Origin of the sequence: Desulfonauticus submarinus (assembly GCF_900104045.1) — a bacterium.
Lineage (GTDB): Bacteria > Desulfobacterota > Desulfovibrionia > Desulfovibrionales > Desulfonatronovibrionaceae > Desulfonauticus > Desulfonauticus submarinus.
In genome coordinates, this window is record NZ_FNIN01000017.1 from 20,103 (window position 1) to 35,209 (window position 15,107).

General features: G+C 32.4%; 18 protein-coding genes. All 18 read left to right on the top strand.

Annotated elements, in window-relative coordinates:
• Nucleotides 1–7 precede the first annotated feature (7 nt).
• The 18 genes from BLP60_RS10005 to BLP60_RS10090 all read left to right on the top strand — a co-directional run bounded on the left by BLP60_RS10005 (nt 8) and on the right by BLP60_RS10090 (nt 14,693).
• Entirely contained in the window at nt 8–190 is a 183-nt protein-coding gene (locus BLP60_RS10005) for a hypothetical protein (RefSeq protein ID WP_092066570.1), read from the top strand.
• Nucleotides 191–604: a gp436 family protein gene (locus tag BLP60_RS10010; protein WP_092066572.1), complete on the top strand. Its 414-nt coding sequence runs from the start codon at nt 191–193 to the stop codon at nt 602–604.
• Complete coding sequence (locus BLP60_RS10015) at nt 601–1,134, top strand: phage virion morphogenesis protein (RefSeq protein WP_092066574.1); 534 nt, start codon at nt 601–603, stop codon at nt 1,132–1,134. Before BLP60_RS10010 ends, BLP60_RS10015 begins: the two co-directional genes overlap by 4 nt.
• Complete coding sequence (locus BLP60_RS10020) at nt 1,127–1,567, top strand: phage protein Gp37 (RefSeq protein WP_092066576.1); 441 nt, start codon at nt 1,127–1,129, stop codon at nt 1,565–1,567. Before BLP60_RS10015 ends, BLP60_RS10020 begins: the two co-directional genes overlap by 8 nt.
• Before the next feature lies 1 nt (nt 1,568).
• On the top strand, nt 1,569–1,931 hold the full coding sequence (locus BLP60_RS10025) for a D-Ala-D-Ala carboxypeptidase family metallohydrolase (RefSeq protein ID WP_092066578.1): 363 nt from the start codon (nt 1,569–1,571) through the stop codon (nt 1,929–1,931).
• 28 nt (nt 1,932–1,959) lie between these two features.
• Nucleotides 1,960–2,697 carry a phage tail tube protein gene (locus tag BLP60_RS10030; protein ID WP_092066580.1) on the top strand — a complete coding sequence of 246 codons (738 nt, stop codon included), beginning with the start codon at nt 1,960–1,962 and terminating at the stop codon, nt 2,695–2,697.
• 103 nt (nt 2,698–2,800) lie between these two features.
• Entirely contained in the window at nt 2,801–3,109 is a 309-nt protein-coding gene (locus BLP60_RS10035; protein ID WP_092066582.1) for a hypothetical protein, read from the top strand.
• Between the two features lie 31 nt (nt 3,110–3,140).
• Complete coding sequence (locus BLP60_RS10040) at nt 3,141–3,338, top strand: hypothetical protein (protein WP_092066584.1); 198 nt, start codon at nt 3,141–3,143, stop codon at nt 3,336–3,338.
• A gap of 48 nt (nt 3,339–3,386) precedes the next feature.
• Nucleotides 3,387–6,398 carry a phage tail tape measure protein gene (locus BLP60_RS10045; protein WP_092066586.1) on the top strand — a complete coding sequence of 1,004 codons (3,012 nt, stop codon included), beginning with the start codon at nt 3,387–3,389 and terminating at the stop codon, nt 6,396–6,398.
• Nucleotides 6,386–6,607 carry a hypothetical protein gene (locus BLP60_RS10050; protein WP_092066588.1) on the top strand — a complete coding sequence of 74 codons (222 nt, stop codon included), beginning with the start codon at nt 6,386–6,388 and terminating at the stop codon, nt 6,605–6,607. Before BLP60_RS10045 ends, BLP60_RS10050 begins: the two co-directional genes overlap by 13 nt.
• Nucleotides 6,604–6,972, top strand: a complete 369-nt coding sequence (locus tag BLP60_RS10055) for a hypothetical protein (RefSeq protein ID WP_092066590.1) — start codon at nt 6,604–6,606, stop codon at nt 6,970–6,972. The genes BLP60_RS10050 and BLP60_RS10055 overlap by 4 nt, the downstream gene beginning before the upstream one ends.
• Nucleotides 6,973–8,181 carry a hypothetical protein gene (locus BLP60_RS10060; RefSeq protein WP_092066592.1) on the top strand — a complete coding sequence of 403 codons (1,209 nt, stop codon included), beginning with the start codon at nt 6,973–6,975 and terminating at the stop codon, nt 8,179–8,181. It begins immediately after the preceding gene.
• Nucleotides 8,182–8,198: 17 nt separating this feature from the next.
• On the top strand, nt 8,199–8,711 hold the full coding sequence (locus BLP60_RS10065; protein ID WP_092066594.1) for a hypothetical protein: 513 nt from the start codon (nt 8,199–8,201) through the stop codon (nt 8,709–8,711).
• Between the two features lie 13 nt (nt 8,712–8,724).
• Complete coding sequence (locus BLP60_RS10070) at nt 8,725–9,159, top strand: hypothetical protein (protein ID WP_092066596.1); 435 nt, start codon at nt 8,725–8,727, stop codon at nt 9,157–9,159.
• Entirely contained in the window at nt 9,156–10,760 is a 1,605-nt protein-coding gene (locus BLP60_RS10075) for a hypothetical protein (protein WP_092066598.1), read from the top strand. The genes BLP60_RS10070 and BLP60_RS10075 overlap by 4 nt, the downstream gene beginning before the upstream one ends.
• Nucleotides 10,748–11,473 carry a carboxypeptidase-like regulatory domain-containing protein gene (locus BLP60_RS10080; RefSeq protein WP_092066600.1) on the top strand — a complete coding sequence of 242 codons (726 nt, stop codon included), beginning with the start codon at nt 10,748–10,750 and terminating at the stop codon, nt 11,471–11,473. Before BLP60_RS10075 ends, BLP60_RS10080 begins: the two co-directional genes overlap by 13 nt.
• A complete protein-coding gene (locus BLP60_RS10085; RefSeq protein ID WP_092066602.1) occupies nt 11,470–12,954 on the top strand; it encodes a CAP domain-containing protein in 1,485 nt (494 codons plus the stop codon). Before BLP60_RS10080 ends, BLP60_RS10085 begins: the two co-directional genes overlap by 4 nt.
• Nucleotides 12,951–14,693 (top strand): hypothetical protein, encoded by a 1,743-nt coding sequence (locus tag BLP60_RS10090; RefSeq protein ID WP_092066604.1) that lies wholly within the window; start codon nt 12,951–12,953, stop codon nt 14,691–14,693. The genes BLP60_RS10085 and BLP60_RS10090 overlap by 4 nt, the downstream gene beginning before the upstream one ends.
• The last annotated feature ends 414 nt before the right edge of the window (nt 14,694–15,107 follow it).

The following is a 15,107-nucleotide window of genomic DNA, read 5'->3' on the forward strand; positions in this document are numbered from 1 at the left end:
GGAATAAATGTTGGTAAAAGTTATTTCAGACTACAGCGTAAGATATAAAGGAAAACTTTTTTCAAAGGGCGAAGTCGTTAATATGGACAAAGAGATAGCACATGCTCTTTTAAAAAGAGGTTTTGTGGAAAAAGTAAAAAAGGAACAAGAGCAAGAACAGAAGCAAGAACCTCAAGGTGAGGACAACTAAATGGGATACTGCACAAAGGACGATCTCCTCACAAAGATCCCAGAAGAATATCTCTTAGATCTCGCAGACGATGATGGAGATGGCAATCTGGATGAAACTGTTGTGAATAATGCAATAGAGCAGGCAACAGCAGAAATAGACGCATATCTGGGGAGTAAATATTCTACTCCCCTGTCTTCTGTTCCGCAAATCATAAAGAAACTTTGCATTGAGCTTACTATTTACAATCTCCACCTGCGTTCAGACAAAGTTACAGACGCATGGAAAGATGTTTATAAGAACGATGTGGCGCTTTTAAAAGCTATATCAAAAGGAGATCTGACAATTGGCGTGGAAACTGAAACAGAATCCACAGGCTTTAAAATATCTGCAAGAGAGAAGGTTTTCGGGAATATATTTGAGGAGATGGTATGAGATTTATAGTTACAGTTGATGATAGTGAAATAAAAAGACTGGAGCGACTCTCAGATCTTAATCTCAAAGATGCCCTGGAAGATGTTGGGGAATATCTGCTTCAGAGAATAGCCCTTTGTTTTAGATTTGAAAGAGATCCTAAAGGCAACAGATGGCCAGATCTTAGGAAAACCACAAAGAAAAACAGACGGGGGGAATCGTATCACATCTTAAGAGACTCTGGAAGGCTTAAAGACTCATTCACAAAAGAGGTTTCAAAAAATAGGGTAATGGTTGGAACATCTGTAAAGTACGCAAAAACCCACCAATTTGGGGCCAAAAAAGGTCAGTTTGGTACTGTAGAGGCAAAAGTAAGAGAGCACATAAGAAACTACAAAGGCAGAGAAGTGAAAGTAAGGGAGCATACAAGAAAAATAACCATTCCCTGGGGAGACATTCCACCAAGACCTTTTATGGGAATCACAGAAAAAGATAAAAAAGAGATTATGGACATAATTTTAAATAGCATCAGGAGGCGCATAATTGGTTGATTTTAGCGTTTTAGAAGAAAAGATAATACAAAGCCTATCAGAGCTCAAAAACGAGGGAATACGGACCTGTGAGAGCTATTCAGGGCAACTTGAGGGAAAGATACCAGAAGTAACAAAAAGATTTCCTGCTGTATATGTAATGTGTGATGGGGCAAAGTACACGCAACGAAATCAGCTAACAGAGAGTGAAGTGTCTTTTTTGATTTTGTGCGCAGACAGATCTTTGCGTGCAAAATCAAAAGAGGCACTTGCTGGCGTTTCGTCTTTAGTAAGAAGAGTTAGAGAACTCCTGCACGGAAAGAGGATTTTGGGCGATCCTTTTACTCCTCTTTTCGTGCAGGAAGAAAAAGTTCTGGTCTTTGAACCAGAACTTGGAGTTGCAGTATTTTCTGCAAGATACTTCTCAAAGGCAATGTTTAGAATTGGGGGCTGATATGAATTGGGAAAATATAAGACATTTTAAACCACATGAGTTTAAATGTCCTTGTTGTGGAAGATGTGAAATTAAGGAAGAGGCGATTTTGGCCCTAGATATGGCAAGGGAAATGGCAGGTGTTCCTTTTAGGATTACTTCTGGTTTTAGATGCGAAAAACATAATAGGGAAGTTGGTGGTAAGCCTGATTCTGCACATCTAGGAGGATGGGCAGTTGATATACGAGCAACCAATTCAAAAGCAAGATACAAAATCATAACTGCCCTTATAAATTGTGGATTTACCAGAATAGGTATTGGGAAAAATTTTATACACGCAGACAAAGACCCAGAGAAGGTCCAAAATGTAGTGTGGGTGTATTAAGAAACAGTAAACTATAAGGAGGACATAAATGGCAGGATTTCTTGGCAAAGGAGACGTTTACATAGACAGAGACCTAAAAGGCCAGTTTAAACTTTTAGGCAACACAACCAAATTTGCAATAGCAGAAACAGAGGCAGATGTTAAGGAGAGAGTGTCAAAAATGCGGGACACCTATGGCTCTGCCCTGGATACGGTTATCATCCCAAAGCCAGCAAAGATAAGTCTGGAATTAAACGATATTGACGCAGAAAATATGGCCCTTGCACTGAGAGGTTTGATTGAGGTTATAGATGTTTCTTCTGGCTCTGTAAGCGGAAAGGAAATGGAAGTTTCTGAGCTGGATGTGTGGTTGGATATAGGACATACAAATATCTCAAATCTTGTGATCAAAAGTCAGGATGAATCCACAACTTACGACGAAAACGAAGACTATGTTGTAAATGCAAGGCTTGGACTCATAAAGTTTTTATCATCCTCTGAGAATGTGTCCAAAGGCGATACTGTAAAACTCTCTTATGATTATGGAGCTGTAACAGGCAAACGCATCAAGGCTGGGAGAGTGACGGAGATAGAATGTGCTCTCCTTCTGGACGGTCAAAATATGACAAATGGCAAAGATTGCACTGTTAGAGTGTTTAAGTGCAAGCTCAGGCCGTCTTCTGAGGTGGACTTCCTTATGGACGATTTTCAAAATCTCTCTTTGGAAGGCACTCTGGTTGTGCCTGAAGGAAGAACTGAAGCATATCATGTGGAGTATATAGATTAAATGATAATTTACTGCCTAAACCCAAACCTTAATAACAAAAACAGTTCGAGTTCGACCTAAAAACATAAGAGTTAATTGGATAATAAAATTTTAGGAGGCTTTTATGATTAGAGAGTACAAAGAAATAAAAAAAGATGACAAAACTATAGTTGTTAAAGAAATGACCGTTGAAGAAATAGAAATGCTTATTCCTTTGTTTGAAGAGATAGTAGAATTGGAAGAAGAGATTCCAGATAAAGAAATGGTAAAATTTATCCAAGAGCATTTTGGTATTTTTAAAGATGTTTTAAAAAGGTGTGTAGAACCAGATATTTCTGAAATAGGCGTATCTTCTATGCTGGAAGTTATTAAAATTTTCTGGGAGGTAAATAAAAATTTTTTCGTGCAAATAAAAAATCTTCTTCCAACTTAAGCTCTAATTTCAGAAAGGAGCTTGCTAAAGCATGTTGTTTTTTACTCATGTATGGGCATCAAAGTGTTTATCAGTATGGATGGAGTTGGTTTTTGGAGAGCTTAGAAGCCGTGAAAGAATTGTTAGGATGACAATTGCAAGAATTATAATAACTGGGGCAAGAAGAATAGAAAGGAAAAATAAATCTGTAATGGCTTTAGCCCATATAACTCCTCTATCTGCCAGATAGCCAAAAAGCAAAAGAAAAATTATAGCAAATTTTTTCCAGTGTTTAGAAATGAAAGATTTAAACTTATCCATAAAAATAGATATAGACGCTAAAGAAGGCCAAGTCAATCTGGCTTCAATAAAAAAATCCTTTTCTGATTTTTCAAAAGAAATAAAAAAAATCAAAAAGGATCAGATAGCAAATTCCAGGGATTTACTTGGCGTTAGGCCTCATTCTGAAATTTTTAAAGATATAGAGAGTTTAAAAAGAGCTTACAAAGACTTAAGCAAGTCAGGAAAGCTTTCTTTAAAGGAACTTGCTCAAGCAAAAGTAAAACTAAACCAGAAAACAAAGGAACTTAAAGCATCCACAAATGGATGGGTTCAGGCACTTGGCATGGCCAGAGCAGAACTTGTGGAAATAGGCGCTGCTGTAGCTTCTCTTACAATTAGCATTAGAGAGGCAGTTAGATTTGAATCTGCAATGGCGGATGTTAGAAAAACGGTGGATGCTACTCAGGAACAGTTTAAAAATTTGAGAAAAGAGATTTTAGAGCTTGGCCGTGTTATACCTCTGTCACACCAGGAACTGGCCAAAATCGCTGCTCTGGGCGGTCAGCTTGGCATCCCTCTTGAAGATATAGCAAAATTTACTGAAATTACGGCTAAAATGGCCACTGCCTTTGACATGATAGCAGAAGAGTCAGGCACGGCAATAGGCAAGCTGAAAAATGTATTCGACCTTTCTATTAAAGAAATAGAATCTCTTGGAGATACTATAGACCGTCTTGGGAATACTACAGCAGCTAGAGAAAAAGATATTATTGAAGTTCTACTTAGGATTGGAGGCTCCGCCAGACAATTTGACATTACCAAAGAACAAGCAGCAGCTTTGGCGGATACAATGCTTGCACTAGGTAAAACTCCAGAGGTTGCAGCAACTTCCATAAATGCTTTTTTAAATCGACTGCAAGGCATTGAAACATTAACTCCCAAAGCAAAACAGGCACTTACAACTCTTGGCTACACTACTGAGAGTTTGGCTAAACAGATTAGAGAAAATCCGCAAAAGGCAATTTTGGACTTTTTAAATTCCTTAAAGAGACTGGATAAAGAATCACGAACTATAATCATAACAGAGATTTTTGGCAGAGAATTTCAGGACGATATTGCCCTTTTGGTAAATGGAATGAATGCCTATAAAAAGGCCCTTTCTGAGATAGCAGACAAAAGCAAATATGCAGGGGCCATGCAAAGCGAATTTGCAACCAGGGCGGCTACTACTGAAAAACAGTTCCAGCTGCTCAAAAACGCTGCTGCAGAAATAGGCGTTCAATTGGGCAGTGTTTTTTTACCAGGGCTGATCAAAGGAATGGAAGTATTGCGCAACATGGCTACGGCCATTTCTGACCTGGTTCAGCTAAATCCAGAAGTTGCAAGCCTGATTTTGACAATAACCTCCCTGGCCCTGCTTAGCCCTTCTTTAGGCAGGTTATTCGACATCTTGAAACTGGGCATAGCAGGTCTTGGCTCTCTTTCTGAGCTACAGACAACAACTGCTCAGGTGGGTTTGTTAAAGGCTGAAATTGTTTCTCTCAGCCAAGCCTTAAGTGTAGTTGGCGCAATAGGGGCAGCAGCATTTATCGGTTGGAATATCGGGAAGGTTATTGCTGAAATAAAAGTAGGCAAACGCACAATCGGGGATTGGGGAGCATATTTTATGGGCTGGATTATGGATATTGTGGCAGGACTTAAACTGCTTGCTGGATTGTGGTGGGATCTTAGCTCTTTTAACTGGGGCAATTTTAAAAACAGATTAAACGACTTTAAGACAGAACTAGAATTAAACAAACAGATAAGAGAAATGGCCTTAAAGGGAGAAAGGGATATTCAATCAGAGAAAAAAAAGACCATCGCAGAGATCAAAAGAGAAATGAGTTTAAAACAGCAAAAAATAAACTTAAAGCAAGAGCTTGCAAGATGGCAGTCAGAACTGAGCAGATTAGAAACAAAACGCAAAATGATGTCAGAGGAAGCAACAAAGGCAGAAATACAGGGGATTAAAGAGATAATAAAAGGGCTTGAGGAAAGAAAACGCAAAACAGAAGCTCTATTAAATGAGTCTTTGCGAAAAGAGAGAGAATATGCAGAAGAGGTAAAAAGGCAGCAGCAGGAGATCTTAAATGTCCAGCAAACAACAGAAGACAAGATAAGAGAAATTAGACGCAGGAGCATGACCGAAGCGGAGTTAGAAGCTGATAAGGAAAAAGAATATTTTGAGAAACTAGAAAAAGCCAAAGAAGCGTACTTTCAGAAAAATTATGCCTTAGCATTAAAATATGCCAGGCAGGCTCAAGACGTTGCTGCTGGTTTTAAGGACCAGGAAGAAGCAATAGATAAAGTTAAAGGATCTGGCGAATTATTAAAGGAGATCCACGAAAAGATAAAAGAAAAGGCAGAAGAAAATTTGCAATTGCAACAAGAAAAGACAAGAGAGCTCAAAAAAAACATGGCATCTTTAGATAAAACGCTTTCAGAATATCATGCAAAATTAGAAAAACTTAATGCTGAGCTTAAAAAGATATCAGAGAAACCAACAATAACGCAGATTGACGCTAATATAGAAAAGGCAAAAGAAAAAATAGAGGAACTTAAAAAACAATTAGCACAAATTAAGGATAAGACAGTAACAATAACTGTACAGCAAAAAACAATAGAAACCCACCAAACAGGCGGGCTGGCTGGCTGGTCAAGAATAATTGGCAAACTTTCTGGCTTTGGCGGTGGAGACAGAATAAAGGCTCTTTTAGAGGCTGGCGAGTTTGTAGTTAGAAAAGAGGCTGTGAGAAAATACGGCGTTGGGCTTTTATCCGCAATTAACAATATGCGCTTTAATTTCCCATCTATTCCACTTCCAGATGTAAGACAATTAACCACACATTTAAAATCACCTTTAAATACTGAGACTTATCGCAAGTTTGAAATCAATCTTGGCGGAGCCAGATTGGAAGGCTTTGCCATGAAAGATATAATAGACGAATTTGAAATGTATCTTAGGAGGAGAAAGTTATGCGGAGCATAGTTAGATATGATTGTAAAAGAAAAAATGAAATAACTTTATTTTTAAACAATAAAGATGAAGTTATAGGAGCTTCCTTATTTTTAGAAGAACCAATACACATATTAGATTTTAAATTAGAAGATTTAATTAGTGTAAAATTAAACAAAATGCCCAATAATATGTATTATGAAAGCAAGACATATGCACCATGTATAGGGTGTAATGAATGATAAAATTAGGAAAACTTATCTTACCACCAGATTTAATTATGAAAGAGGACATTTGTCCTATTATCGCAAACAAAGAGATTGCAGTAGATGGGACAGAAGTTATATTTTTACAACAAAACTATAATAAAAAAATTGATTTAATTGCAACAAAAGAAAGTGGCTGGATAGATTCATTTCAAAAAAAACAATTGGAACAATTGGCAAAAAAAGTAGAACAGTACGAACTTATTTTTTATCAGAAAAAAATGATGGTGCGTTTTCGATATGAGGATCCGCCCTGCCTTGACTTAGAGCCAATAACTCCAATTGTAGATGCTCCACAATTGGAGAAATATTTCGGCATAATTAAGCTAAAGGAGGTTTAAATGGCCTTAGAGATAGAAGACATAAAATTTTTTAGGTCTCAAACAGTAACAGATACATCTGAAAATGGCGGCAGAATGGATGAATTGTCAGAAGTTATAGATAATGTAAAATATAATCTTTTTCCTCGAGTCTCTTATAAAGAAAGAATAGAGGGAATTATTCGGTACAGAAAAGAGTTTATAGCCAATAGAAATGAAGAAAATGAACAGGCATATAATCTTCTTTATTGCATCATAAAGCCAAGTAATGGTGGAGATAGATTTTATATAACCAATGGCTCTTACCTAGATACACAAGAAGAAATTGGCAAAAAAACTGATTGGTATGGTGCAGGGAAAGTACAGGAAAATATTCAAGCTGGAGCCACTCAAATAAAAATTTTGTTTGAAGCTGATGATTTTTCTATTAAACAACCAGGAATTATTTGCATAACAGATGATAATAATATTTGTTTTGTAAAAACAAAAGAAAATAAATTTAATACAGAAATATATCCCAACAACAAAAATGCTTCTTTTAATTTACAAAACAAAATTCTTCCGAATATAAAATTAACATATACTATTAACAATGAAACTTATAGCATTCGAAATTCAGGAGATAAATTTATAGGTCCTGAAATACAAAGCAGTGAAATAAATTTTTCCGAAGGAACAGGAGAAATAGTCTTTTCTTCTGTTCCACAATCTCCAATTTTTTTAGAATACTTCATTCCTTGTTTTTTTTGGGAAGGCAATAGTTGTACAATTGATCTTGCAGAACAAATTCCCTTTAACTTTAATAAAGAAAATTCTTATGCAGGTATGTGTTTAGAGCTTGGAGACTTGAAGCCTGAAATATTAGAATTAAATGTCATATCAGCAAATGGGAATCTTGATAAAAATAAAATAGAAGTATCAAATTTTTGTGTTTATGACGAATGGCAAATAGTATTTAGAGATTCCTTAAATTTTTCTTGTGTTGGAGCTTACGAAGGGACACTTATTCAGGGAAATATTAATATCGACTACTCCCCTATCAACCCAAAGAGTCAAAAACCTTTTTTTACTATAAAAAAAGAAGCATGGTCGGGTAGCTTTCAAGCAGGAGATAAAATAAATTTTTGTACAAAACCTGCTGCTGCAGCAGTTTGGTGGAAAGAAGTAGTCCCTGCAAATACACCAAGAGAACCTCAAAACATTGTTGTTGCAGAACTCTATTTAGAATAACAGAAAAGGAGGGAAAAATGGAATTGACATCTTTTAAAGTTAAAACAGTAGAAGAAGGAGAAGATTTTGTAGTTTCCAGTATACAGCAAGGTAAAATACAATGCGTTAAAACCTTTATTCCCATTAAATTACACCAAGAAAATCTTAGTATTCCTATAAATGAGAACTCCCAAGAAATAAAAAATATTAATATATATGCAATACCTCAAATAACTTTGTTATTGTTTTCTCCAATAATTGATTCACCAGATACTAATTTTAGTGGGTCTTTAGAGATAAATGCTTTTATAGAAAGTAAAATTGCAGTAAAGAGGAATATAGATATATTTTGGGAAGAAAAAAGACCATTCGACAACACAAAAAATAGCTTTATAATTTATAAGTATAATTTTATAAATGACTATCTAGATAGCATTGATCTGAAAATAACAATAAATAATAAAACAGGCAACTCACAACCTTTAAGTTTATTTTTAGTTGGAAACATTAATCCAGTTTTTTCTAGTATTGATCCTTCTGTAGGATACTAAGGAGATATATATTATGCTTATTCCTATTTTAAATAACTATAACCAAGAAATTCCTAATTTTAATTCTGTTTTACACATACAGGACAGTTTTACTAAAAAGCATATACCAGTTGGCGGAATAAAAATAGATAAAACTTATGTGCAAGCAGTTAGATTCCAAACAGGACCTTTGTTTTTTATAGATATAGGTTCAAAAGAAAAAATTTTTATTAATCAGGCAAGTAAAGTCTTAATTAGTACGTTGTTAAATTCTTCTAGCTCCACAACAATTTTTATTGTATTAGAAGATTATAAGAAACAAAAAGCAGTTTTAAAGAAAGAAATAGTGCCGATTTTATTTGAAGATGTTTTTTACGGAGAGTTAATAGAAGTTGATACTTATGGAGCATATAAATTATGTATTATAGCAGAAGAAAATGTTAAAAGAATAAAAATTTCTTTAGTATGACAGTAGTTCTTTTTAAGTCAAAACTTAAAATTAAAGACAAATATATATTTACTTCTATAGGAGAAAGTTTAAAAAGTTTTTCTAGCGAATTATCTTTAGGGGTTAGTAAAGAAAAATATATAAATTTAAGAATAGGTAAGAAATATATACATCATACTATTTGTTTATCATTAAGCTTAAATTTTTTAAAAAAAATAAAAACAACATTTCCTTATTATATTGAAGTAAATAAAGAAACAAAGCTTGCAGATTGTCTTTTAGAAAAATTTTTTAAGAAAAATACAATAGAAAATAAAAATTTTATAAAACAGAAAATAGTAAATACTATTCAATTTAGTACTTATAAAGAAATACAAAAAATAAACTCTATAGAATCTACTTTTTTTTATAAAGAAAATATAAAAATATTTTTAGATGACATAGAAATAACCAATATAGTAAAAGAAGGTAAAATAACTTTATTTGATCAAAATTATATTTTATCAAATATAGAAATTACGCTTTTGAAACCAGTAAACTCAAAAGGAAAAATAATAAAAATATTTTTAGATGGTTTAGAATTTAGTTTTTTAATTGAAGAAATAAAAATAAATAAAAATTTGATAACCATATGGGGCAGAACCGAACTTGCTAAATATTTTAAGCCTTTTGCTAAAAAAAATCTTTTTTGTTTTAAAAATTTGTTAGCTTCGCAATTAGCTTCTAAAGTTGCTAAAGTAAATTTCTTAATAGATGACTTTTTTATTCCCTTTTTTCAACAAGAAACATATCCGTTAGAAGTTTTAAAATTTATAGCTAGTGTCGCAGGAGGACAGGTTAGATGTTCTAAAAACAATTTTGAGATTTATTATCCATATAAAAAAAAGACTCCAATAAAAATAGTAAATATTTTATCAATAGCATATAATGAGAGTTTCGATAAAATCGATACAATACAAATAATAGATGATAACAAAATGAATGAAACTATTGTAATTGAAGCAAATAAAACGGAAGTAAAACCAAATGAATTTATAACAATAAAAATTTATTGTTTTAATAAATATAAGATAAAATGTAATACAGACGTTTGTATATTAAAAGAAAAAGGGACTTTAGAAGAAATAGAAGAAGATGTTGTTTGTGAAAATGGAGAGGGAACAATAAGTAAGCCAATATTAAATATTGTTTCTATATCGGAAACGAAAAAAATAAAAATTAATGGACAAAAAATATTAACAGATGAATGTAAAATAGTAAGAGTTAAATATATTACAAAGTATGACAAATGGGTTGTAACAAATTATAAAGAAGCAAAAAAACTATTTTGCTGTGTTCAAACAGATAGTTCTTTTATTTATAAAAAAGGGAATACAGGAATTATTAAAAGAGTGAATACTTGTATATTTAATAAATATCTAGCTAAGCAAATAGCAGAAAAAGAATTCGCTGAACAAAAACCTTTTTTAAATATAACAGTTCCTTTTTCTAGAGAATATTGCCAACCACAAACAGTAGAAACTCCGTATGGTTTGGGGCAAATTGTAGGCTCAGAAATAATTTTTACTTCAAACCCCCTTACTATTTATAATAACTTGAAGGTGTTATTATGTCATCAGTAGTATTAAATTTTAGAGAAACATTAAAAAATGGTAATGAAAAAAGCTTTTATCTTGAATTAGATGAAGAAAAAAATCTTAATAAATTTAGATTTAACTTAAATGAAGATGCTTTTATTCGTATTTATCCAGCGGTAATTCCTAAAATTAGAACAAACAAAGGAACAATAAAATTTGTTGCCTATAATATTACTAAGAAAATACAACAAACATTTACTTTTACAAGACAAAAAACTGCATATTTAAGTTATCCATGTCATAAAATTTTAAAATATTTTTGGGACGGAAAAGTGTTTCCATCTATTCCAACAATACAATTTTTAGAAGATCAAATAATATTAAACCAAGAAACAAGCGGAATACTCACTATAAACTACTTAACAACGTACAATATTTTAAGTGTAAATTCTAAAGAAGAAGGTAAAATACTTTTAGAAGCGATGTCTGAAAATAGATATGGTAGCATAGTAATAGATTATATAACAGAGAGAAAACCAGTATATTTAACTGTAAAGGACGCTTGTACAAGAACGGTAATTCCTAATGCTTCTGTATTTTTAGGTAAAGAATTTATAGGTTTTACAGATAAAAGCGGGAATATTTTTTTAGGAGACTTAAAAGTTGGTCAAAGATATGATTTGAAAATCAAGGCTGAGGGGTATCAAGATACTGACAAAGATAATATAGCAAACGATTTTTTTATTGTTGAAAAATGACAAGCAATATAACCGCCTATATTTGTCCTCAAAAATGGAAGCCCACGGCTGTCTGTAAAAAAAAGTCGATAAATTATTTACAACAACAAAAAAATAAAATTACTGCATTTTTATGTCCATCTGGATACAAATGTAATGGAGAAGAAATAACCACTTATTTATTACCTAAAAAAAGTGGCGTCGAATGTTTTTTGTGTGTTCCTGCCTGTGAAGAACCGCAACAAAAAAATACTTTGGAAAATTTTAGGCTAAAATTGATAGAAAAAATAAATCATGCCAGAAAAACACATCCTACTGAATGTGAAGATCCTGCAAATTTAAAACAAAACAGAATATTAAATGCTGTAGCTCAATATATGGCTACAGATATGGCAAAAAGAGATTCGTTAGATAGTATAGACAGTTTTAAACGAGGAGTATTATCACGTATAAATTCGTTTGGATTATCTGTTTCAGTTGCAAGAGAAAACAGAATTATGTTGAAAGATATAGCAACAGTAGACTATTTAGCTCAACAATGTTTAGAAGCATGGATGCAACAAGCTGAAACTAGAGCGAATCTCTTTGATCCCAGCATGAATATGGTTGGGATAGGGATGAAAAAAAAAGACAATAAAATTTACATTTGTCTTGATTTAGTAGAAATAAAAGAATTGATAGATCCTCCAGACCCAAGTTTAAATTGTTCTATCACGTGTAAGGAAAAAATTACATGGACACAAACATATATTTTAGAAACTTTCTATGATCATTCAGGAGATATTCCTGTACAAAAAACAAAAAAAATTCCTGGAGATAAAATACGTTTTTTTGTGTCTCTTCCAAAAACCTGCCTTTTAGAAAAAGCTAGGCTAAGATTTGAAGTGTCCCCCTGTACATGGGAATTAATTCCTACAAAAGATAAAGAGATGATAAGCATAGAACGGGAATTAATTTGGCTTGGAAAACAAGCTGGAAATTCTCATACTTTTATCAATGAGGACGGACAATTGTGTGTAGAGTTTTCTTTATCCTCTGCTTGCTTTATCCCAGGAGAGTGGATAGCTTTAGAAGTATGGCTGCGTGGATATACAAATTGTCGTCCGATAATTTGGGCTTCTAGTTGGTTTGAGACAAAATGTTTTACTAGCGGATTTATTCAAGGAGCAGGACTACTAGAAAATGGACAGCTTATAGAAGGCGGCTATTTACATCATTTTCAAGACAATTGGATAGGCGATAAACGTCTGCATTGGTATGTATGGTTTAAAGGGAAGCTTTATTGGCTACAAGCCAGCGATTTTAATAGATATTCTTTAGGAGAAAGGTGTTTTATTTTTAAAAATGGTAAAGGAATTTTAAACAACGGGTTGATAACAACGCATGGATGTAGATGGCCAACAATTGATAGCGAAGGAGAAATAGCTTCTAGCCAAAATGTTAGTTACAACTTAGATACAGAAAATGACATTATTGTACCTTTTAGTTTTATAAAGCAATGAATATAGCAGAAAAAGATGGTACATACTTAAAAAATGCATATTTTAAGTATGCAATTATATTAGACATAGATAGACAGAAAGAAACAGCTTCTATAAAGTTAATAGATACAAATGAAATAATAAATGATGTCCCATTTTTTTTTCATTGTAAACCAGATAGTGAACAACTACCAAATGGAGGGTTAAAAAATGGCTCTACAGCTTTTTTAACAGGAGATAAAGTAGCAGTCTATACAAAAAATAATAACTATTTTATAATAGCCAATTTAACAGAAAAAAGACAATGCTATCAAATAAGGCTTGTATTAGGGGATAAAGTTTATTTATTTGACTATTCATTTAATTTACAAGGTATAGAAAAAAATAATATTTGCAAAAAACAAAAAATAATTCAATATGATGAAATTATAATATTTGAAACAGATAGGTTTTATCCTTACCCTTGTAGGGATAGATATAAAATAGCTTTAAGACATTCACTAGAAGATGTTTTTACATCTTGTCATGCATATGAAATAGTAGGAAAGAAAAAAATTAATGTTGTTCATGCTTATAGAAAAATAAACGATCCAGATAGAGTTATTATAAATATTGCACAATACAATTTTTCTGATCCAAATGATGTAAAATATACCTTATTAAAATCTTATGATATTTATGTCCGTTCTGACCACGAATTTTATATTAGATGTTTAAAAGGATTAAAAGTTTTATTTGAAATAGTTCCCTCTCGTTTTAATAAAACAACAACATTGTATACCTGTTATGACTTAGAAACAAGACATCGAGCATTTTTACTCAGTCTCGAAAAAGATTCTTTACATTATGAATGTCCGAATGCCACAGATTTCTCATGGGTCAATCAGGGAGAAAATACATTTTCTTATTTTCAGTCTACTTTTGGGAATTTTTTGGGTTTATCTGCCCGCCGATTTTATGGCGAACAAGATGGGAATATTTTAAAAGAAGTAGAACAAAAAATGAGAAAAGAAAATCTTGAAACATATCAATATAAATTTAATGTTATTAAAAATTACGGACAGAAACAAACAAAAGATGAATATAATTTACTTTTTAGGATTAATCAGGATAATGTTTTAACATGGGATGTAATTGAAGCGAAAGGATACACAAAAGTAAAAGAGGAGAACAGTTATGAAAAGAAGGTGATTTTACCAGTAAATATTAAACGTAAAATTTTTTTTAAAGAAGTCCTCACATCACAAAGTGATGATCCAGGCGTATCATATAGTAATATTTTTCAATCTACTGTAACTTTTTATAGGACTGTAAATGTTGAAATAAGTGGTACTTATAAAGAACAGATAGACTTAGAAGGGGAAACAGTAGCAGTTAATGAACAACAATATGAAAATAAAACAGAAGGTTGGGGTAAAAAATATATAGAGGATCCGATGGCAAGAGGAGAATATGTCCCCCCTCCAGATCTAAGTAACTATGAATATTGTAAAAAAATAGATTTTTGGAATTATCCTGTTCCTCGTTTTCATCCGTTAATGTGTAATGGATATGGAAGATTTGTTCGTGATTTTTTTGACATTACTGCAAGTGTCTCTCAAGAAAAAAAAATAGTTATTATAAGAGCAAATAATTATATAAAAATACTAAAAAAATTTGAAAATGACTCAAATTGGATTGACATAACTCAAACAGTTTTAGACCAAATCAACAATTTTAATTTTAACATAGATTCATCATTTGGAGTAATTATTAATTAAAGCTTTATCGGTTTATAGGTATCAATAACACAATAAATCATATTCTTAACACTTTATAATACACAAAGTTGACTCCCTTTCTAATTTCCTTTAAATTTTTAAAAAAATTTTCTCAAATTATGTGAAAATTTTTCTTAAACTAAGTGCCAAATTACAATGGGCTTTGAGAAGGGCCTGGCTGCTTCTCAGAGTAACTACAAGGAATTGAAACAATAGAGTTTAATAAAATATTATTTAAACTTAAAAATCTTCTCAGAGTAACTACAAGGAATTGAAACAGTGTCGGATGATCCTTGCTTCGTTTGGAAAGCGGACTTCTCAGAGTAACTACAAGGAATTGAAACTCAATTACTTTTTCAACAGGAATGTTTTTTGGAATAACTTCTCAGAGTAACTACAAGGAATTGAAACTGC